This window comes from Pseudomonas sp. P108 (assembly GCF_032613195.1).
Classification (GTDB): domain Bacteria; phylum Pseudomonadota; class Gammaproteobacteria; order Pseudomonadales; family Pseudomonadaceae; genus Aquipseudomonas.
In genome coordinates this window covers 5800628-5818805 of the sequence record NZ_CP126691.1, presented here as the reverse complement: position 1 = coordinate 5818805, position 18178 = coordinate 5800628, and the positions used below count along the sequence as shown (strand labels likewise).

The following is an 18178-nucleotide window of genomic DNA, read 5'->3' as shown; positions in this document are numbered from 1 at the left end:
CCCTTGAAACCACGTGGGCCGACTGTACGGCCCGAAAGGTTTTACTTGGCGTCAGGCGAACCTGACGCCCGATCCAATTAGCTGGCGACGATATTGACCAGTTTCCCGGGCACTACGATCACTTTACGAATAGTCAGACCATCGACGAAACGCAATACGTTTTCGTTGGCGCGGGCTGCCGCTTCCACTTCTTCACGCGTCGCACTGGCAGGCATGTCGATCTGGCCGCGCAGCTTGCCGTTGACCTGGATCACCAGGGTCAGGCTGTCCTGCACCAGAGCGCTTTCGTCGACAGCCGGCCAGCCAGCGTCGATGACGGCGTCAGCGTGACCCAGCTTGTTCCACAGTTCGTGGCTGATGTGCGGCGTGATTGGCGCCAGCAACAGCGTCACGGCTTCCAGACCTTCGTGAATCAGCGCGCGATCCTGCTCGGTAGCTTGTGCGGCTTTTTCCAGCACGTTCATCAGCGTCATCACCTGAGCGATGGCGGTGTTGAATTTGTGGTTCTGGCCGACGTCGTGGCTGGCTTGCTTGATGGCCACGTGGATCGAGCGGCGAACAGCTTTCTGCTCGTCGTTCAGGCCGGCGATGTCCATTTTGCCCGGCAGGCCCTGAGTGACGTGGGCCTGCGCCAGACGCCAGACGCGCTTGAGGAAGCGGTGCGAACCTTCAACGCCGGAGTCGGACCATTCGGCGCTCATGTCGGGTGGCGAAGCGAACATCATGAACAGGCGGCAGGTGTCAGCGCCGAACTGATCGATCATCGACTGAGGGTCGACGCCGTTGTTCTTCGACTTGGCCATCTTCTCGGTGCCACCGATTTCCACCGGCAGGCCGTCGGATTTCAGCTTGGCGCTGATGACCTTGGCTTTGCTGTCACGCTCCAGTTCCACGTCCGCCGGGTTGAACCAGGTGTAGGCACCGTTGGCTTCACGACGATAGTAGGTTTCAGCGATCACCATGCCTTGGGTCAGCAGGTTCTTGAACGGCTCGTTGGAGCTGACCAGACCTTCGTCACGCATCAGTTTGTGGAAGAAGCGCGCGTAGAGCAGGTGCAGAATCGCGTGTTCGATACCGCCGATGTACTGATCCACCGGCAACCAGTGGTCGGCTGCGGATTTTTCTACCAGGCCACCTTCAAAGTGCGGCGAGGCGTAACGGGCGTAGTACCACGACGACTCGACGAAGGTGTCCATGGTGTCGGTTTCACGCTTGGCAGGCTGGCCGCATTTCGGGCAGCTGCACTCGTAGAACTCAGGCATGCGTGCCAGCGGCGAACCGGCGCCGTCCGGCACCACGTCTTCCGGCAGGACGACAGGCAATTGATCTTCAGGTACCGGCACGTCACCGCACGCATCGCAGTGGATGATCGGGATCGGGCAGCCCCAGTAGCGCTGGCGGCTGATGCCCCAGTCGCGCAGGCGGAACTGGGTACGCGAGGCGCCCAGTTCTTTCTTGATCAGGGCGACTTCCATGGCGTCGAACGCGCCAGCGAAGTCGAGACCGTCGAACTCACCGGAGTTGATCAGCGTGCCATGCTCGCCGTAGGCGTCTTGCCACGGGGCCGGGTTGCTGTCACCAGAGCTGGTTCGCACGACCGATTTCACCGGCAGGTTGTACTTGTGAGCGAATTCGAAATCGCGCTCGTCGTGCGCCGGTACTGCCATTACAGCGCCGTCGCCGTAATGCATCAGTACGTAGTTGGCGACCCACACCGGGAGTTTCTCACCGGTCAGCGGGTGCTCGACGAACAGGCCGGTTGGCAGGCCTTTTTTCTCTTGAGTGGCGACGTCGGCTTCGGCGACGCTGCCGCCCTTGCATTCAGCGATGAACGCTTGCAGCTCGGTGTTGTTTTTTGCCGCCAGTGTGGCCAGTGGGTGCTCGGCAGCCACGGCGACATAGGTCGCGCCCATCAGGGTGTCCGGACGGGTAGTGAAGACTTTGAGCGTGCCGGCTTCGCCGATCGAGTCGACGTTGTACGGGAACTGTACTTCCATGCCGCGGGATTTGCCGATCCAGTTGCGCTGCATGGTCTTGACCTGTTCCGGCCAGCCCGTCAGCTCGTCGAGGCTCTCCAGCAGCTCATCCGCGTAAGCGGTGATCTTGAAGTAGTACATCGGGATTTCGCGCTTTTCGATCAGCGCGCCGGAACGCCAGCCGCGACCGTCGATCACCTGCTCGTTAGCGAGAACGGTCTGGTCGATCGGGTCCCAGTTCACGGTGCCGTTTTTACGGTAGATCACGCCTTTTTCGAACAGGCGAGTGAACAGCCATTGTTCCCAGCGGTAGTAATCCGGCTTGCAGGTGGTGACTTCGCGCGACCAGTCGACCGCCAGACCCAGGCTGCGCAGCTGGGTTTTCATGTAGGCGATGTTTTCGTAGGTCCACTTGGCAGGGGCGACATTGTTCTTCATCGCGGCGTTTTCCGCCGGCATGCCGAAAGCGTCCCAACCCATCGGTTGCAGAACGTTCTTGCCGAGCATGCGCTGGTAGCGGGAGATCACGTCGCCGATGGTGTAGTTGCGCACGTGCCCCATGTGTAGTTTGCCGCTGGGGTAAGGGAACATCGACAGGCAGTAGTAGGTTTCCTTGCCTGGCTGTTCACTGACTTCAAAGGACTTTTGCTCGTCCCAGAACGACTGGGCGGCGGCTTCGATTTCACGGGGCTGATATTGTTCGTGCATGGCTACTTTTGTACTGGATAGGGGTGGCCTAATCCTCTTCAACGCAGGTTCCGGGGTTGGCCCGGACGAGCTGGAAGTGGAATTACAGGAAGCGCCGTAGCATACATGACCGCGCTTGGCCTAGGGAAACCCTGATTACAGCTGTTTTCCCCGGCCAATCCGTGGCGAGGGCCGTTGGTCGCGGCGTGCAGCCGGTTTGTGCAGCGAAGCTAAGCTCTAACTGGGGAGTGAGTCTTATCTTCAATGAGGTGAGGGATGGTGGAGCAACGGCAGAAAAAAGTGACTAAACCCGAGTTGTACGAAAGGTTGATCGACCGTCTGGGTATGGCCCTGGACGCTGTAAAAACCGCTGACCGGCTGCGCGACGAGCGCCCCCTGGAACTGGAATTGCGTGGCTTGAGCCCCGCTGAGTTCAAACTGGTCAAGGCCTATCTGGATCGCAGTGAACGTGAATCGCACGGATGCTTGTCACAGGCAGTGAAGCAGCTCGATGCAGCACATTCGGCCAAGGTCATCTGGCTCAAGGACAAGGCACCCGGCAGAGACACCGTCAAGGTTCGCTCTTTGCAGGCCAAGTAAGCGCATGGCAGGTCAAGAACCGGATCTTTTTCAACAGGATCCCACCTATTGGTTGTAACGCTTTATTAACACTCTTAGGCTTCGGGCATCTCTGGAGATGCTCGATGCCTTTTCGTTATTTGATCAAACAACTTTTATTGCCGCCCGGCATTCTCTTGCTGCTATTGCTGGCTGCGTGGTGGCTGCGCCGCTCTCGGCCGCGCCTGGCTGGTGTGTGCTTTGCGCTTGGCTTTGGCGGATTGTGGCTGATGAGCTTGCCAGTGGTCGTGCAGTGGGGCGCAAAAGCGCTGGAGCGCGAGCCACCGTTGGCCCGTGAAGAGTGGGCAACGCTGGCGCAGCGGGCTGACGCCATTGTGGTGTTGGGCTCCGGTCGTGAGCGCGGCGATCTGGCGTGGGGCGAGGATCAGCCGACCGGCGTGGGTCTTGAGCGTCAGCGTTACGCGGCGCGGCTGGCTAAAGCGTCCGGCCTGCCGATTCTGACCACGGGTGGCTTGCATTACGGTACACCGCCGACCGAGGCGAAACTGATGGCGGATTCATTGCGCGACGATTTTGGCGTGACGGTGCGCTGGCAGGAAGGTGAAAGCCGTACCACGTGGGAAAACGCCAAGTTCAGCGCTGACATTTTATTGCCGCAGGGGATCAAGCGCGTGGTTGTGGTGACGCAGGCTTGGCACATGCCGCGATCAGTCTGGAGTTTTGAACAGGCAGGATTTGAAGTGGTGCCGGCGCCGGTGGGCTTTTTGGGCACTGATAACGCAAGACCCTTTGGTGGCTGGCTGCCGGAGTTCAAATCGATCTGGCAGAGCGGGCAGTTGCTCAATGAAGCGGTGGGGCAGGTGGGGTATTCGTTGTTCTACCGCTGAAGATCAAAAGATCGCAGTCTGCGGCAGCTCCTGCATTGGGATTTGCGTTTTCCCTGTAGGAGCTGCCGCAGGCTGCGATCTTTTGCTTTAGAGGGTTTTCGACATCCGGCTCGCCATCAGTGCCCAGCCAAACAGCAGCACGCACACGATGATCAACGGCCACGAGCGCCATTGCAGATACGGCGTCAGGTTGTGCATCGGCACCACTTCCCCGTACAGAATGCCCTGTTCAAACTGCGGGATCTGCTCGGTGATCTGCCCGAACGGGTTGATCAGCCCGGTCACGCCGTTGTTGGTTGCGCGGATCATCCAGCGTCCCGCTTCAAGTGCCCGCATCTGCGCCATCTGCAAATGTTGCAGCGGGCCAATCGAGGTGCCGAACCACGTGTCATTGCTGATTGTCAGCAGCAGATCACTGCGCGCCGACAGGCTGGCGGCAAATTCCGGATAGACCACCTCGTAGCAGATGAACGGCGCAATCTGATAACCCTTGGCTTGCAGCAGTGCCTGATCGGCGGGGCCGCGGGCAAAGTCCGACATCGGTAGATCGAAGAAGGCGATCAGCCCGCGCAGCACATCCTGCAGCGGCACGTATTCGCCGAATGGCACCAGTTTTTGCTTCAGGTAAGTGCCATCGCCTTCGCCTACTACGGTGATGCCGTTGAAGAAGCGTCTTTCGCCGTGCACCGTCTGGCGGATCGGCACACCCGTGATCAGCGCCGATTTACGTTCGGCGGCGAAGGTGCCCATCATGCTCAGGTAACCTTCGGCGGACTCCTTGAGTACCGGCACGGCGGTTTCCGGCCAGATCAGCAGATCGACCGGTTTCGAGCGGAAACTCAGATCGCGGTAAAGCGCCAACTGCGCGTTGAGCTCGGCCGGATCCCATTTCATGCTCTGTGCGACGTTGCCCTGAATAGCTGCGACGCTCAATGGTGCGCCGGACGGGCTGGTCCAGGCGTGGCCCTTGAGCGCAATGCCGGCCACCCATGGCCCAGCCAACAACACCAGGCCGGCAACGACAAAGGCCTTGCGGCCGCTTTGCAGCAGGCGCCGCGCGTTGTAGATCAGCGCGGCGGTTAATGCCAGCACGAACGACACCAGCCACATGCCCCCCACCGGTGCGAGCCCGGCCAATGGCCCATCCAGCTGACTGTAACCGGAGTACAACCAAGGGAAACCGGTCAGGAACCAGCCACGAAAGGCTTCCTGTCCGACCCACAACGCAGCAAACGCCAAAGCATCCGCCACGGGCGCTTCGTTACGGCGCAACCAGCGCGCCCAAATCCAGGCGGGCAGCGCGAAGAACCAGGCAATCGCTGCGGTAAACAGCAGCATCAGGAAACCGGCCAGCAGTACCGAAGCGCCGCCGAAGTGGTGAATGCTGTAGTAAATCCAGCTGGTGCCGGCGCCGAACAGGCCGAAACCAAAACACCAGCCACGGCCTAGCGCCTGACGCGGGCTCAGCTCGCGCAACCCGGCATAGAACAAGCCGACCGCGAGCAAAGCCAGCGGCCAGATGTTGAAAGGTGCCAGAGCGAGGGTGGTGATAGCACCGGCCGCCACGGCCAGCAGGTTACCGGGCCAGCCGGGGCGGGTTGTCCAGCGCATTTCAGTCCTTAGATTTCTTACCGGGCGATAGGGGTCAGTCGCAGCAAATGAATCCGACGGCTGTCGGCGTTCAGAATGCGGAAACGATAGGCGCCGATTTCAGTGATTTCGTTGCGTTTTGGCAAGTGCCCGAACGCGCTCATCACCAGACCGCCGACGGTGTCGAACTCGTCGTCGGAGAACTCGCTGTCGAAAAACTCGTTGAAGTTCTCGATCGGCGTCAGGGCCTTGATCAGGAAGTCGCCACTGGGCAGCGGCTTGATGTAGCTGTCTTCCTCGACGTCGTGCTCGTCTTCGATGTCGCCGACGATCTGCTCCAGTACGTCTTCAATCGTTACCAGACCGGCCACACCGCCGTATTCGTCGATGACGATGGCCATGTGGTTGTGGTTGGCGCGGAATTCACGCAGCAATACGTTCAGACGCTTGGACTCCGGCACGAACGTGGCCGGGCGCAGCAGATCCTTGATGTTGAAGCTGTCGCCGTTCTCCTTGAGGATCAGCGGCAACAGATCCTTGGCCAGCAGCACTCCCATCACGTCGTCATGGCTTTCGCCGATCACCGGATAGCGCGAGTGGGCCGAGTCGACCACGGCGGGGAGGAATTCACGCGGTGTCTGGGTCGCCTTGATGCTGATCATCTGCGAACGCGGCACCATGATGTCGCGAACTTGCAGGTCAGCCACCTGAATGGCGCCTTCGACGATGGCCAGCGCTTCGCTGTCCAGCAGTTTGTTCTGATGTGCATCACGCAGCAGCTCGAGGAGCTCCTGACGGTTCTTCGGCTCGTGGGCAAAAGCCTGGGTCAGTTTACCCAGCCATGACTTCTGCCCGTTGCTCGATCGATCTTCGCTCATAGCGATTACTCTGAATCCTTTGTTGTAACGATAGGGGATGTTTCGGGTTCGTCGTCCGCGTACGGATCGGGATAGCCCAATTCGGCAAGCAACTCGCGTTCCAGTGCTTCCATTTCTTCGGCTTCTTCGTCATCTATATGGTCGTAACCGAGCAGATGCAAGCAGCCGTGAATGACCAGATGTGCCCAGTGGGCCTTTAGTTCCTTGCCTTGTTCGGCAGCTTCGCGCTCAACCACCGCCACGCAGATCACCAGATCGCCCAGCAGCGGGATGTCGAGAAACTCGTCAGGCACTTCAGCCGGGAATGACAGGACGTTGGTCGCGTAATCCTTGTGGCGCCAGGTGTGATTCAGCTCGCGGCCTTCTTCCTCGTCGACCAGACGAATGGTCATTTCCGAGTCGGCGGTGCGTTGGCGCAGGGCCAGTTCGCACCACAGACGGAAGTCGGCTTCACTCGGCGCGTTCGCGTCAGTCGCGATTTGCAGGTCTAGCTCAAGCATTTCGCGAGGTGTCCTTGGGTGCTTCGTCACGATTTTCGAAGCGCTCGTAGGCTTCGACGATCCGCTGGACCAAAGGATGGCGTACGACGTCTTTAGGCTGGAAGTGGGTGAAGCTGATACCCGGCACGTCTTTGAGCACTTCGATCACATGATGCAGGCCCGACTTGGTGCCTTTCGGCAGGTCGACCTGGGTGATGTCACCGGTGATAACCGCTGTAGAGCCGAAGCCGATACGCGTGAGGAACATCTTCATCTGCTCGACGGTGGTGTTCTGGCTTTCGTCGAGAATGATGAAACTGTTGTTCAGCGTGCGACCGCGCATGTAGGCCAGTGGCGCAACTTCGATCACCTGACGTTCGATCAGCTTGGCCACGTATTCAAAACCGAGCATCTCGTAGAGCGCGTCGTAGAGCGGGCGCAGGTACGGGTCGATCTTCTGCGACAGGTCGCCGGGCAGGAAGCCGAGTTTTTCACCCGCTTCAACCGCCGGACGCACCAGCAGGATGCGCCGGATCTGCTCGCGCTCCAGTGCATCGACAGCGCAAGCGACGGCCAGGTAGGTCTTGCCGGTACCGGCCGGGCCAATGCCGAAGTTGATGTCGTTGCCGAGGATTTCCTTCACGTAGCGCAACTGATTCAAGCCGCGTGGGCGAATCATGCCTTTCTTGGTGCGCAGGGCGACGGAGGCTTCGGCGGGGGCGTGATTGTCCAGCTCGACCACGGCCGATTCCTGCAGGAACAGGTGCACCGTATCTGGCGACAGCTCTGAACCTTTGGTTTCCCGGTACAGGCGACGAATCAGATTTTCCGCAGACGTGGTGTGTTTGGGGTCGCCGATCAGCTCGAACTGGTTTCCGCGGTTGCGGATCTCGATGGTCAGGCGCTGTTCGATCAAGCGCAAATGCTCGTCGAATTGCCCGCACAGATTGGCGAAGCGGCGAGCCTCAAAGGGCTCGAGGATAAAACGATGTGGTTCTATGGGTGCGTTCAAGGTCGTATTTAGCCGCCCTGGGGCAATTAAGATGAAATCAAGGATAACGCCAGAGGCCTGGGTGCGAAAGCTCTTATATGAGGTCGCCCGATTCATGCCTCTGACGCTGTACCTGTGGGAGCGAGCCTGCTCGCGAAGGCGGCGACACATTCAACATTGATGTGTCTGACAGACCGCTTTCGCGAGCAGGCTCGCTCCCACAGGGAAATGCAGTGTTACTGGATCAGCGAGCCACGCAGCGAGTGCGGTTGTGCGGCATCGATGTGCACATCAGCAAACTGGCCGATCAGGGTTGGATTGTCGCAGCGGAAGTTGACGATACGATTATTCTCGGTACGCCCTTGCAGCTCGCCCGGGTCTTTTTTCGAATAATCGGTGACCAGAATGCGTTGCGTCGAACCGACCATTTGTCGGCTGATCTCGAAGCCCTGCTGGTTCAAGCGATGTTGCAGCGCGTTCAGGCGCTCCTTCTTCAACTCTTCCGGGGTCTCGTCGGCCAGATCGGCAGCCGGAGTTCCCGGGCGCTGGCTGTAGACGAACGAGTAGGAGAAGTCGAAACCGACGTCGGCAATCAGCTTCATGGTCTGTTCGAAGTCTTTCTCGGTCTCGCCGGGGAAACCGACGATAAAGTCCGAACTGATGCAGATTCCCGGCACCGCCGCGCGCAGTTTGCGCAGCTTGGATTTGTACTCCAGCGCCGTGTGGTTGCGCTTCATTGCCGCCAGAATCCGGTCGGAACCCGATTGCACCGGCAAGTGCAGGTGCTTGACCAGTTCCGGCACATCGGCGTGGGCCTGAATCAGGCTGTCGGAGAACTCCAGCGGGTGCGAAGTGGTGTAGCGAATGCGGTCGATGCCGTCGATGGCGGCGACAACGCGGATCAGTTCGGCGAGATCAGCCAGACGACCGTCATGGGTCGTACCGCGATAGCCGTTGACGTTCTGCCCCAGCAGCGTCACTTCACGCACGCCGTTTTCGGCGAGGTGAATGACTTCGGCGACCACGTCATCGAACGGTCGGCTGACTTCTTCGCCACGGGTGTAAGGCACCACGCAGAACGTGCAGTACTTGCTGCAGCCTTCCATCACCGACACATAGGCGCTCGGGCCATCGATACGCGGCTCGGGCAAGTGGTCGAATTTTTCGATTTCCGGGAACGAAACGTCGACTTGCGGCAGTTTGGTGATACGCGCGGCGTCGATCATTTCCGGCAGGCGGTGCAGGGTCTGCGGGCCGAAGACCACGTCGACGTACGGCGCGCGATCGCGAATCGCCGCGCCTTCCTGGCTGGCTACGCAACCGCCGACAGCGATCACCATTTCCGGGTTGGCCAGTTTCAGTTCGCGCCAGCGGCCCAGCTGCGAGTACACGCGATCTTGCGCGCGCTCGCGGATCGAGCAGGTGTTGAGCAGAATCACGTCGGCGTCTTCCGCACGCGCGGTGACTTCCAGGGCCTGATGTTCGCCCAGCAGATCGACCATGCGCGAGCTGTCGTACTCGTTCATCTGGCAACCGTGGGTTTCGATGTAAAGCTTCTTGGCCATGGAGTAGGGTCGTCACGTGATTCAAAGAACCCGGCATTATAGGGAACAAGCCCTCAGGTTCCTACCGCTGCGCGTCCGGTGGCTATGCTATAGTTTGCGCCCTCATTTTTATCCCCGATGTTATCCCCCCGCCATGACCAAACGCGAAGCTCCAATCTATAAGGTGATTTTCCTCAACCAGGGCCAGGTGTTCGAAATGTACGCCAAGCAGATCTATCAAAGTGATCTGTGGGGTTTTCTGGAAGTGGAAGAGTTCGTCTTTGGCGAGCGCACGCAAGTGGTCGTCGATCCGAGCGAAGAAAAGCTCAAGGCGCAGTTCGAAGGCGTGGTGCGCAGCTTTGTGCCGATGCACTCGATTGTGCGCATCGACGAAGTGGAGCGTCTGGGCACCCCGAAAATCAGCGAAGCCCGTGGCGCGGTCGGCAATGTAATGCCGTTCCCGGTGCCGATGCCTGAGAAGTAAGCCTTAAAACCGAGTCGCCTCATTCGCGAGCAGGCTCGCTCCCACAGGGGATCTTCTGAACACTGGAGATCTACTGTGGGAGCGAGCTTGCTCGCGAAGGGGCCGGAAAGGTCGGCGCAAAAATCAGGGGAGAGGCGAGAAAGGCGTACGCCCATCGGCGCTCTGCAGTTCCATCAGGTATTTACGGAAAATTTGCCCGAGCACCTGCGTGGCGGTTTCGAGGTCTTCGCGGGACATTTTTTCGGAGACTTCGTCGGCCGTGTCCAGCGCGTCTTCAGCGCCGTTGACCGCGGCCATCTTCAGCACGATGTACGCCTGAATATTGTTGGCTTGCACGCCTTCACCGTGGAAGAACATGGTGCCAAGTTTGAATTGCGCCTGAGCGTGGCCTTGCAGCGAGGCTTTTTCGAAGTAGCTCAGGGCTTGATTGAGGTCGCGCGGCGCATTCTTGCCGTCGTAGTAGAACTCACCCAACTCGTATTGCGCTTGCGCATCCCCTTCATCCGCCGCTTTCTGGCAGGCGGCCAGTGCCTGCGTGACGTCTTGCGGCTGAGTATTGAGGGTGCAACGACCCATCGCCGGGATCAACAACGAGTTGCCGCCTGCTTGTGCATGCGCGAGCAGGGGCTGAAGGAGCAACAGGCAGCCCAAGGCAAGGGTGCGGCCGGTGCGGTTCATGGGAATCGACTTACCTCTGAAGGGCACGCGGACCCATCGAGGGATCCAATAAGCGCGCATTATGAAATAAGCAGGGCCAACCTTACAAAGTCTTTACTCGTTTTTCTGCTGCGTGGGGAATATATCGCCCACTTTAGGGGAGATTTTTAGCAGGGGCATCGGAAAAACAGCGCGGATGTAGGTGAATGCTGACGCTGGCGATAGCCAACGTCAGCGGTACGACAATTATTTCAGTGCAGCGAAGGCACGCTCGGCAGCGTCCAGCGTCAGTTGCAACTCGGCTTCACCATGGGCGATCGAGGTGAAACCGGCTTCGAAAGCGCTCGGGGCCAGGTAAACACCACCTTCCAGCATCAGATGGAAGAAGCGCCCGAACAGTGCTGCGTCGCTGGCCATCACGTCTTCAAAGGTGACGATATCGTCGGCACCGCTGAAGTACAGACCGAACATGCCGCCGGCCTGGGTGGTCACGAACGGAATGCCAGCAGCATCGGCGCGTTGTTGCAGACCGTCGAGCAGACGCGTGGTGTAGTCGGTCAGCTCAGCGTGGAAGCCTGGACGGCTGATCAGACGCAGGGTGGTCAAACCAGCGGCCATGGCCAGTGGGTTACCCGATAGCGTACCGGCCTGATACACCGGGCCCAGTGGTGCGATGCGCTCCATGATTTCGCGCTTGCCGCCGAAGCAGCCGACCGGCATGCCGCCACCGATGATCTTGCCGAAGGTGGTCAGGTCAGGATTGACCCCGTAGTACGCCTGGGCACCGCCGAGGGCGACGCGGAAACCGGTCATCACTTCGTCGAAAATCAGCACCACGCCATGTTTGTCGCACAGCGAACGCAGGCCTTCGAGGAAGCCCGGTGCCGGTGGTACGCAGTTCATGTTGCCGGCGACCGGCTCAACGATGATGCACGCCACTTCCTCGCCGACTTCAGCGAGCATCTTTTCCACCGCGTCGATGTCGTTGAACGGCAGGGTCAGGGTGTGTTTGGCGAATGCCGCCGGCACACCGGCCGAGCTTGGAACGCCTTGGGTCAGTGCACCAGAACCAGCCTTGACCAGCAGGCTGTCGGAGTGACCGTGATAGCAGCCTTCGAACTTGATGATGCTGTCGCGGCCGGTGTAACCACGGGCCAGACGGATCGCGCTCATGGTCGCTTCGGTGCCGGAGCTGACCATGCGCACCATGTCCATCGATGGCACCAGCGAGCAGACCAGATCGGCCATTTCGGTTTCCATCGCGGTCGGCGCGCCGTACGACAAGCCGTGTTGCAGCTGATTGCGCACGGCGTCCAGTACGTCCGGGTGGCTGTGGCCGAGGATCATCGGGCCCCACGAACCAACGTAATCGACATAACGCTTGTCGTCTTCGTCGGTAACGTAAGCACCTTCAGCGTGCTTGAAGAACAACGGTGTGCCGCCAACGCTCTTGAATGCACGGACTGGCGAGTTTACGCCACCGGGAATGTGTTTCTGAGCATTGGCAAACAGGGTTTCGGAACGAGACATGATCGGGCTCTCAATCTTCAGGATTTGAACAATTCGTTGAACGCGCGGGCGCGGCGTGTCACCTCGGCGGTGCTCTCGGCACCGAACAAACCGTGAACCACGGCAAGCAGGTCGACCCCGTGGGCTACGAGCGGCGCGGCGTTGTCGAGGCTGATGCCGCCAATCGCGCAGATCGGCAGGTGCAGCGTGCGCTTGGCGTCGTCGAGCAGTTCGAGGCTGCAGGTCGGCGCGCCGGGTTTGGTGTTGGAGTTGAAGAAGCGGCCGAAGGCGACGTAACTCGCCCCTTCTTTGGCGGCTTGTTCGGCCAGTGCGATTTGCGCGTGGCAGGTCGAACCGATGATCGCTTTTGAACCGAGCAGGGCGCGGGTCGGTGACAGTGGGCCGTCGGTCTGACCAAGGTGCACGCCGACGTTAAGCCGCGCGGCCAGTTCGGCATCATCGTTGATGATCAGCTGCGTCTTGTAGCGCTCGCACAAATCGCGCAGCGCTTCGGCCTCGCGCAAACGGCGGGCCTCGTCGCTGCTCTTGTCGCGGTATTGCAGCAGGGTGACGCCGCCTTCCAGCGCCGCCTCCACGTAAGACAGAAACTTGCCCGCCAGCAATTGGCTGTCGGTAATGGCATACAGGCCACGTAGTTTCATCGGGCAGACCTCACGACGTTACGAGCAGAAATCCAGCGGCAGGCGACGCGGGACGAACTGGCCTTTGCCCAGTTGTTCAGCGTCGCGCAGGGTGCGCCAAGTGTAATCCAGAGCACTGCGTACAGCGCTGGCCAGGTGTTCGCCCTGGGCCAGACGACCGGCGAGGGCGCTGGCCAGTGTGCAACCGGAACCGTGATAGCTGCCCGGCAGACGCTGGCAGATAAAGGTTTCACGCAGGCCGTCGCGGCTGTACACGCGGTTGTGGATTTCAGTTTCGTCGCCATGGCCGCCGGTGATCAGCAGGTTTTTGACGAACGGCAGGAGTTTTTCAGCGCACTCGTCCGCAGTGCCTTCGGGCAGCTCGGCGAGGATTCGCGCTTCAGGAAGGTTAGGGGTGGCAATGATCGACAGCGGCAGCAGACGCTCGCGCATCGCATAGCCGACCTCGTCCTTGCCCAGGCGACCGCCGCCACCGGCGCGCAGCACCGGGTCGCAGACCACTGGCAAGTGCGGGTGCGCCGAGAGCAGTTCGACAACGGTGTCGACCATTTCCAGCGAACCGAGCATGCCCAGTTTGACCGCGGCGACTTCGGAGTCGTTGAGTACGGCATTGGCTTGAGCCAACACCCACTCACGGTCGAGGACGCGGAAGTCAGTGACGTTGACGGTGTCTTGCACGGTCAGGGCGGTGACGGCCGGAGCCGCATGGCAACCCTGCGCGAGCAGGGCTTCGATATCTGCCTGCAAGCCGGCGCCACCACTTGGGTCGTGGCCGGAGAGACAGAGGACAACGGGGCGGGAGCTGTAGATATTCATGGTGCGCGAGCTTACCACCAAAGCTGATTTTCGGGTTCAGTGCCGTTATGCATGGCCGATAACCTGGCAAGAGAATTCAACCGTACTGTCACAACCTGACCGACTCAACAGCTCTAGCTCGCTGCTTTGCTCTGAAACGCCCGTTCTAGAGCCTTTGTAGGAAATATTTCGATGGTGCTCAATGGCCATCAACGGCTATGCTAGTCTGGATCCAAACCAATAACAGGTAATACCGGTTTTACGTCTACTCAAAGGGAATGGGGGGCTTCCTGACACAACCGGACGAGCCACGCTGGGGCTTCAATGCGCTATTTGCTGATGTTGCTGTTCTGCTTGCCCCTCCTGGCGAGCGCCGTCGAATTCGACGAATTTACCCAGAGCCTGCCTCTGGGCCGGTCGCTGCAAGTGTTCGAAGACCCGAGCGGTCAGGCGAGCATTGCCGATGTTCGCGCGCAGGCTGCCGCCGGCAATTTTAAACCTCACGATAAAGCCACGCTCAATGCCGGTTATTCGCGCTCGGCGTTCTGGCTGAAGATCGATCTGCATTACCGCCCGAGCAATCCCGCCGCCCAGCGTACTTGGCTGCTGGAACTGGCGTATCCACCGCTCGATCATCTCGACCTCTATATGCCTGACGCCAGTGGCGACTACCGCCTCGTCCGGCAAACCGGTGATGCCTTGCCGTTCGCCAGCCGCGAGATCCGTCAGAACAACTATTTGTTCGACCTTTCCTTCAAACCGGATCAACAGCAAACCGTGTACCTGCGACTGGCCAGCGAGGGCTCGATCCAGGCACCGGTGACGTTGTGGTCAAGCACCGCGTACCTCGAAGACCAACCGGTGCGCCTGTATGTGCTCGGCATCATTTATGGCGTGCTGCTGGGGATGGTGGTCTACAACCTGTTCATCTACCTCAGCGTGCGCGACACCAGTTACCTCTATTACATCTTCTACATTGCCTCGTTTGGTCTCTATCAACTGTCGGTGAACGGTGCGGCGGTCGAGTACTTCTGGCCGGACAACCCGTGGTGGGCCAACGCCGCGACGCCATTCTTCATTGGCTGCGCCGGCCTGTTCGGCAGCCAGTTCGCCCGCAGCTTTCTGCAGACCAAAACCCACAGCCGCTGGCTCGACCGCTTGTTGATCGGCCTGATTGCATTCGGTGCGTTGGTCATCGGCCTGTCGCTGATGACCAGTTACGCCCTGGCCCTGCGCCTGGCAACGACGCTGGCGCTGACCTTCACCGTAGTGATTTTCGCCGCCGGGATTCTGGCCTGGTGGCGCGGCTTGCGGGTGGCGCGCTATTTCATCATCGCCTGGTCGGCGTTCCTGCTCGGCGGCATCGTCAACACGCTGATGGTGCTCGGCCTGCTGCCGAACGTGTTCCTGACCATGTACGCCAGCCAGATCGGTTCGGCCATCGAAGTGGCGCTGCTGTCGCTGGCGCTGGCCGATCGCATCAACGCCATGCGCGAGCAACAGGCGCAGACGCTGTACGACGCCGGGCAGAAACTCGAAGTGCTCAACCAGCAACTGGCCCACAGCAACAAGCTCAAAGATGAGTTTTTGGCGACCCTGACCCACGAACTGCGCACGCCGATGAATGGTGTCATCGGTTCGCTGGAATTGATGCAGACCGTCGAGCTGGATCCGGAACTTGAGCAATACCAGCAGACCGCTGCCGGTTCGGCGCGAGACATGATGCGCATGGTCAACGGCATTCTCACCCTCACCGAATTGCAGGCCGGCAAGCTCAAGGCCGCGCCGGGCAGTTTCAGCCTGCGTGGTGTGGTCGAGGCGTTGCGGGTGCAGTTCGAGGGCAATGCGTCGAGCAAGTCGCTGGACTTCAAAGTCGAGGTGCTGCCGACCCTGCCGGATCGCCTGCACGGCGACAGCGCCAAACTCGCGCAATGCCTGGAGTGTCTGCTGGATAACGCGATCAAGTTCACTCGCATCGGTGGTTTGGCATTGCGCGTCACTGGTAAACCGTCGACGGATAATCGTTTGGCGTTGTCCTTTGCGGTGATTGACACCGGTATCGGTTTTACCGATCTGGGCGAAGCGACGATGTACCAGCGCTTCTTCCAGCTCGACGGTTCGATGACCCGCGAATACGGCGGCCTGGGCGTAGGTCTGGCGATTTGCCGACAGTTGGTCGAGTTGCTCGGTGGCAAGCTCACACATCGCTCGGAGCCCGGGCGTGGCAGTCGCTTCCAACTGGACGTCGAGTTTGAACTGCCAGTGGTCGAAACTGCGCCGATCTGCGCGCCTTCGCGCGATTGCGTGCGTGCACCACAGGATTGCACGGTGCTGCTGGTGGACGACAACAGCATCAATCAACTGGTGATGCGCGGTATGTTGCTCAAGCTCGGTTTTCGCGTGCGTACAGCCGACAACGGCGCGGCGGCATTGGATTGCTTGCAACGAGAGACCTTCGACGCAGTGCTGATCGATTGTCAGCTACCCGCTCACGATGGCGCATCGTTGTGCTGCCAGATTCACGCCTTGCCGGGCTGCACGAATTTGCCGGTGTTCATGTTGGCGTTGACCGCTGACCGAGAGCTTTGCGCCACGGGGGCGCCGGTCGATTACTTGAACAAACCGGTCAAATTCGAAGATTTGCAGTCGGCTCTGGAGCGTCGGGTACTGTGCTGCTGACAGGGTAAAAGCGCCGCAAATTCGGCTGGTATGACACTTTGACCCGTCGCGGTGCGGTGCTTAACTGAGTTCCTTGGTTGCCCAAAGGAGCCCCGTCATGAACCTGCATCAGTTCGCCGAAACTCACGAAGTCACCAACCAGCCACCGTCGTTGGACGGCATCAATCTGTACCGCATCGACCTGCCGTTGCAGGAGTGGTCGCGGCGCTTTGGTGCTGGTTGGGCCGAGTCGCGGATCGATGCTTACGGCGCGCTCGCCGGCGGGCCGTTGATGGAAGCCGGTTTCCTGGCCAATCAGAACAAACCCGTGTTCGCCAGCCATGACCGCTACGGCCATCGCATCGATCTGGTGGAATTTCATCCTGCCTATCACGAGCTGATGCGCACGGCGATCGAGCACGGTTTGACCTCATTGCCATGGGCGCACCCGCAGGATGGCGCCCATGTCGCCCGCGCCTCGATGACTTATCTGCACAGCCAGGCCGAGGCCGGCAGCGGTTGCCCGTTGACCATGACCTTCGCCAGCGTGCCGGCCCTGCGTTTGCAACCGAATCTGGCAGAGCAATGGCTGCCGAAAGTCCTCGCCACGGAATACGATCCGCGCAACGTCGGCATGGCGCACAAGGCCGGCGTGACCATCGGCATGGCCATGACCGAGAAACAGGGCGGCACCGACGTGCGCGCCAACACCACCAAGGCGTATCCGGTCGGCGCCAGTGGTCCGGGTCAGGCCTATGAACTGGTCGGGCACAAGTGGTTCTGCTCGGCGCCGATGTGCGATGCCTTCCTGACGCTGGCGCAGACCGACAAGGGTTTGAGCTGCTTCCTGCTCCCTCGCCATCGTCCGGACGACACGGGCAATCAGTTCTATATCCAGCGTCTGAAAAACAAACTCGGCAACCAGTCCAACGCCTCCAGTGAAGTGGAGTTTCGTGGCGCGCTGGCGTGGATGGTCGGTGAGGAAGGGCGCGGCGTGCCAACCATCATCGAGATGGTGGCGATGACCCGATTCGATTGCATGGTCGGTTCCAGTTCGCTGATGCGCCAGGCGCTGACCCAGGCCAGCCATCACTGCGCGCACCGCAAGGTCGGCGGCAAACTGCTCAGCGAACAGCCATTGATGCAGAACGTCTTGGCTGATCTGGCCCTGGAAAGCGAAGCCGCGCTGGCGCTGAGCTTGCGCATGGGCAAGGCGCTGGATCATCTGGACGATCGCCACGAAGCGCAATTTGCGCGGCTGGTGACGGCGGTGGGCAAGTACTGGATCTGCAAACGCGCGCCGGGGATGATCAACGAAGCAGCGGAGTGCATGGGCGGTGCCGGGTATGTCGAAGAGAGCATTCTGCCGCGTCTGTACCGCGAGGCGCCGGTGAATTCGACGTGGGAAGGCTCGGGCAATGTGCAGTGCCTCGACGTGCTGCGAGCCTTGTCGAAAGAGCCGGGTGTGCTGGATGTGTTGTTCAGCGAGTTGGGCGATGGGCATGGTGACAAACGGCTGGCCGCGCATATTCAGCAATTGCAGGCGCAGTTCAAGGATACGAGCGATATTCAGTATCGGGCGCGGCAACTGACTGAAGATATCGCGCTTGGTTTGCAGGCCAAACTGTTGCTTGAGGCCGGTAACTCGGCGGTCAGCGATGCCTTCATTGCCAGCCGCCTGAGCGGTGGTGGCCGGGTTTACGGCGCCTTGCCGCGTGGGCTGGACGTCGAAGCCATCGTCGCCCGCGCAACCCCACAGATTCTCTGACCCACCACACATCCCCTGTAGGAGTGAGCCTGCT

General features: G+C 60.1%; 15 protein-coding genes. 5 read left to right on the top strand and 10 right to left on the bottom strand.

Annotated elements, in window-relative coordinates; all coding sequences use genetic code 11:
* Nucleotides 1-77: 77 nt before the first annotated feature.
* Nucleotides 78-2684 carry a leucine--tRNA ligase gene (leuS, locus tag QOM10_RS25660; RefSeq protein ID WP_316917160.1) on the bottom strand — a complete coding sequence of 869 codons (2607 nt, stop codon included), beginning with the start codon at nt 2682-2684 and terminating at the stop codon, nt 78-80.
* A 255-nt stretch (nt 2685-2939) separates the two neighbouring features.
* Between leuS and QOM10_RS25655 the strand changes: the two genes are divergently transcribed.
* Both QOM10_RS25655 and QOM10_RS25650 read left to right on the top strand, forming a co-directional pair.
* On the top strand, nt 2940-3263 hold the full coding sequence (locus QOM10_RS25655; RefSeq protein WP_127929899.1) for a hypothetical protein: 324 nt from the start codon (nt 2940-2942) through the stop codon (nt 3261-3263).
* Nucleotides 3264-3367: 104 nt separating this feature from the next.
* Nucleotides 3368-4129 (top strand): YdcF family protein, encoded by a 762-nt coding sequence (locus QOM10_RS25650; protein WP_316917159.1) that lies wholly within the window; start codon nt 3368-3370, stop codon nt 4127-4129.
* Between the two features lie 87 nt (nt 4130-4216).
* Here the strand turns inward: QOM10_RS25650 and lnt are convergent, their stop codons facing one another.
* The 5 genes from lnt to miaB form a co-directional block, all read right to left on the bottom strand.
* Nucleotides 4217-5740, bottom strand: a complete 1524-nt coding sequence (gene lnt, locus QOM10_RS25645) for an apolipoprotein N-acyltransferase (RefSeq protein WP_160041944.1) — start codon at nt 5738-5740, stop codon at nt 4217-4219.
* Between the two features lie 17 nt (nt 5741-5757).
* A complete protein-coding gene (locus QOM10_RS25640) occupies nt 5758-6597 on the bottom strand; it encodes an HlyC/CorC family transporter (RefSeq protein ID WP_007909641.1) in 840 nt (279 codons plus the stop codon).
* 5 nt (nt 6598-6602) lie between these two features.
* Nucleotides 6603-7097: an rRNA maturation RNase YbeY gene (gene ybeY, locus QOM10_RS25635; protein ID WP_095122053.1), complete on the bottom strand. Its 495-nt coding sequence runs from the start codon at nt 7095-7097 to the stop codon at nt 6603-6605.
* On the bottom strand, nt 7090-8088 hold the full coding sequence (locus QOM10_RS25630; protein WP_038361873.1) for a PhoH family protein: 999 nt from the start codon (nt 8086-8088) through the stop codon (nt 7090-7092). The genes ybeY and QOM10_RS25630 overlap by 8 nt, the downstream gene beginning before the upstream one ends.
* A 215-nt stretch (nt 8089-8303) precedes the next feature.
* A complete protein-coding gene (gene miaB / locus QOM10_RS25625; RefSeq protein WP_316917158.1) occupies nt 8304-9632 on the bottom strand; it encodes a tRNA (N6-isopentenyl adenosine(37)-C2)-methylthiotransferase MiaB in 1329 nt (442 codons plus the stop codon).
* Between the two features lie 133 nt (nt 9633-9765).
* Between miaB and QOM10_RS25620 the strand changes: the two genes are divergently transcribed.
* The gene (locus QOM10_RS25620; protein WP_077045543.1) at nt 9766-10095 is read left to right on the top strand and encodes a DUF1820 family protein; all 330 of its coding nucleotides are present in this window, start codon (nt 9766-9768) and stop codon (nt 10093-10095) included.
* A gap of 123 nt (nt 10096-10218) precedes the next feature.
* Here the strand turns inward: QOM10_RS25620 and QOM10_RS25615 are convergent, their stop codons facing one another.
* The 4 genes from QOM10_RS25615 to QOM10_RS25600 all read right to left on the bottom strand — a co-directional run bounded on the left by QOM10_RS25615 (nt 10219) and on the right by QOM10_RS25600 (nt 13739).
* A complete protein-coding gene (locus tag QOM10_RS25615; protein WP_003228518.1) occupies nt 10219-10773 on the bottom strand; it encodes a tetratricopeptide repeat protein in 555 nt (184 codons plus the stop codon).
* Between the two features lie 225 nt (nt 10774-10998).
* Nucleotides 10999-12282 carry a glutamate-1-semialdehyde 2,1-aminomutase gene (hemL, locus tag QOM10_RS25610; RefSeq protein ID WP_127929896.1) on the bottom strand — a complete coding sequence of 428 codons (1284 nt, stop codon included), beginning with the start codon at nt 12280-12282 and terminating at the stop codon, nt 10999-11001.
* 17 nt (nt 12283-12299) lie between these two features.
* Nucleotides 12300-12923 (bottom strand): thiamine phosphate synthase, encoded by a 624-nt coding sequence (gene thiE, locus QOM10_RS25605; protein ID WP_127929895.1) that lies wholly within the window; start codon nt 12921-12923, stop codon nt 12300-12302.
* A gap of 18 nt (nt 12924-12941) precedes the next feature.
* Nucleotides 12942-13739 (bottom strand): hydroxymethylpyrimidine/phosphomethylpyrimidine kinase, encoded by a 798-nt coding sequence (locus tag QOM10_RS25600; RefSeq protein ID WP_007909650.1) that lies wholly within the window; start codon nt 13737-13739, stop codon nt 12942-12944.
* 303 nt (nt 13740-14042) lie between these two features.
* Here QOM10_RS25600 and QOM10_RS25595 point away from each other — a divergent pair, with 303 nt between their 5' ends.
* Together QOM10_RS25595 and QOM10_RS25590 are read left to right on the top strand one after the other, a co-directional pair.
* Complete coding sequence (locus tag QOM10_RS25595; protein ID WP_127929894.1) at nt 14043-16397, top strand: hybrid sensor histidine kinase/response regulator; 2355 nt, start codon at nt 14043-14045, stop codon at nt 16395-16397.
* 97 nt (nt 16398-16494) lie between these two features.
* Nucleotides 16495-18144 (top strand): acyl-CoA dehydrogenase family protein, encoded by a 1650-nt coding sequence (locus tag QOM10_RS25590; RefSeq protein ID WP_316917157.1) that lies wholly within the window; start codon nt 16495-16497, stop codon nt 18142-18144.
* The last annotated feature ends 34 nt before the right edge of the window (nt 18145-18178 follow it).

Excerpts from the sequence above, each read along its gene's own strand:
- QOM10_RS25640 (WP_007909641.1), bottom strand. The coding sequence starts at position 6,597 with ATGAGCGAAGATCGATCGAGCAACGGGCAGAAGTCATGGCTGGGTAAA.
- QOM10_RS25620 (WP_077045543.1), top strand. The coding sequence starts at position 9,766 with ATGACCAAACGCGAAGCTCCAATCTATAAGGTGATTTTCCTCAACCAG.
- thiE (WP_127929895.1), bottom strand. The coding sequence starts at position 12,923 with ATGAAACTACGTGGCCTGTATGCCATTACCGACAGCCAATTGCTGGCG.
- leuS (WP_316917160.1), bottom strand. The coding sequence starts at position 2,684 with ATGCACGAACAATATCAGCCCCGTGAAATCGAAGCCGCCGCCCAGTCG.
- QOM10_RS25650 (WP_316917159.1), top strand. The coding sequence starts at position 3,368 with ATGCCTTTTCGTTATTTGATCAAACAACTTTTATTGCCGCCCGGCATT.
- QOM10_RS25615 (WP_003228518.1), bottom strand. The coding sequence starts at position 10,773 with ATGAACCGCACCGGCCGCACCCTTGCCTTGGGCTGCCTGTTGCTCCTT.
- hemL (WP_127929896.1), bottom strand. The coding sequence starts at position 12,282 with ATGTCTCGTTCCGAAACCCTGTTTGCCAATGCTCAGAAACACATTCCC.
- lnt (WP_160041944.1), bottom strand. The coding sequence starts at position 5,740 with ATGCGCTGGACAACCCGCCCCGGCTGGCCCGGTAACCTGCTGGCCGTG.
- miaB (WP_316917158.1), bottom strand. The coding sequence starts at position 9,632 with ATGGCCAAGAAGCTTTACATCGAAACCCACGGTTGCCAGATGAACGAG.
- QOM10_RS25590 (WP_316917157.1), top strand. The coding sequence starts at position 16,495 with ATGAACCTGCATCAGTTCGCCGAAACTCACGAAGTCACCAACCAGCCA.
- QOM10_RS25655 (WP_127929899.1), top strand. The coding sequence starts at position 2,940 with ATGGTGGAGCAACGGCAGAAAAAAGTGACTAAACCCGAGTTGTACGAA.
- QOM10_RS25600 (WP_007909650.1), bottom strand. The coding sequence starts at position 13,739 with ATGAATATCTACAGCTCCCGCCCCGTTGTCCTCTGTCTCTCCGGCCAC.
- ybeY (WP_095122053.1), bottom strand. The coding sequence starts at position 7,097 with ATGCTTGAGCTAGACCTGCAAATCGCGACTGACGCGAACGCGCCGAGT.
- QOM10_RS25595 (WP_127929894.1), top strand. The coding sequence starts at position 14,043 with ATGCGCTATTTGCTGATGTTGCTGTTCTGCTTGCCCCTCCTGGCGAGC.